This is a genomic window from Rhodoferax sp. ZS1R8, assembly GCF_056521325.1.
Map to the genome: position 1 here is coordinate 1 of NZ_JBWMBA010000047.1, position 1,705 is coordinate 1,705.

The window sequence follows — 1,705 nt, forward strand, 5'->3', positions numbered from 1 at the left end:
CGGTTTTACACCAAGCGCAAGACGATTACCCAGCGTTGGCCGAGTGCGGGTGTGCGCGAGGGGACAGTGTTTGCGTTTCCGAGCAGCCGCTAGTAAGTGGTTGGGAGCGGCGGGCGGTCTTTAGGCCACCTGCCCCTGTTTCGCATTCCACCCCTCGCACCACGCCGCAAACGTATGCGCCGCAATCGGCTTGCTCATGAAATAGCCCTGCGCTTCATCGCACTGCAAGGCCTTAAGCTTGTCCCAGATCAAGGCGTTCTCCACGCCCTCGGCCACCACGGTCAGGCCCAGGTTGTGTGCCAGGTCAACTGTGGAGCGAACGATCTTCGCGTCGTCCTCGTCCTTCTCCATGTTCATCACAAAGGACTTGTCGATCTTGAGTTCGTCCACCGGCAGGCTTTTCAGGTAGGCAAGCGACGAATATCCGGTGCCAAAGTCGTCTATCGAGAGCTTGAAGCCGCGCGCAGACAGCAGGTTTAGCGTGGCCTGGGCGCGCTGGGGGTCGTCCATGATGGCGCTCTCGGTGATCTCCAGGCAGAAGGCGGTGGCTGGTATCTCGTATTGGGCCAGCAAGGCATCCAGCCGGGCCGGGAACTCCAGGTCCAGCAGGTCGCGGGTGGACAGGTTGATGGCCAGCTTAAAACCCTCGTCCAGGCCAATCAGTGTCTTGCTAACGCGGGCGGACTCTTCAAACATCCAGGTCGTCAACTGGCGCACAAAACCGGTCTGCTCGGCAAACGGTATGAACTCCATGGGCGGCACCAGGCCGCGTTGCGGGTGTTGCCAACGCACCAGGGCTTCGGCGGCCACCACGCGGCCTGTGGCCAGGCTGAGCTTGGGTTGCAGGAACAGGCGTAGCTCGCCCTGGGCTACGGCGTTGCGCAGCTCGGACAGCATAGACAGGGTCTCGGTGCTCGATGAGTCCAGCGACGCGTCGTAGACCTGCATCAGCGTGGTGCGCGACTTGGCGGCGTACATGGCAACCTCGGCGCGCGACAGCAGCGCGTCCACATCCTGCGCGTGTTGTGGAAAGCAGGCGATGCCCATGCTGGCGCTCATGTCCACGGTTTGCTCTTCAAAGGCCAGCGGCAGTTCAAACGACTTGGCAATACGCTGCGCGACGGTGACCGCGATGTCGGCATTGCTGCCGGTCAGCATGACGGCAAACTCGTCACCCCCTAAGCGCGCCACCATGTCGCCGGCGCGCATGTCCTGCTGGGTCAGCCGTTTGGCCACGGCAATCAGCAACTGGTCGCCAAAGGAGTAGCCCAGCACGTCGTTGACGTGTTTGAAACGGTCAATGTCCAGCATCACAATGGCCATGCCGCGGGCGGGGTTACCACCCTCGGCGCTGGCCGCCTGGATCTGCTCCTGCACCGCCTCGCGAAAGCGCGCCCGGTTGGGCAGGCCGGTCAGGCGGTCCCAGTAGGCCAGTGTGCGAATCTCGTTTTGCTGCGCGCCGATACTGATGCGCATGGCGTCAAAGGCCTTGGCCAGTCCACCAATCTCGTCATGGCGGTCGGTGTGCTGCATGGGCACGTCGTACTGGCCACGCCCCAGTACCTCGGTGGCGTGGACCAGCGAGCGCAAAGGTGTGGTCACGCGCCGCGCCGCAAACACACTGCCAATGGCAAACAGCACCACGCCCAGGCCGGTGATCCACGCTAGCGCCACCTGGGCCTGGCGGAAAGGTGCCACCACCTCG

1 protein-coding gene is annotated in these 1,705 nt (G+C 63.1%); it reads right to left on the bottom strand.

Going from position 1 to position 1,705, the window contains the following annotated elements; genetic code table 11:
* Positions 1-120: 120 nt before the first annotated feature.
* A partial coding sequence (locus AC097P_RS23605; RefSeq protein WP_479612871.1) for a putative bifunctional diguanylate cyclase/phosphodiesterase occupies positions 121-1,705 on the bottom strand: 1,585 nt, incomplete at its 5' end.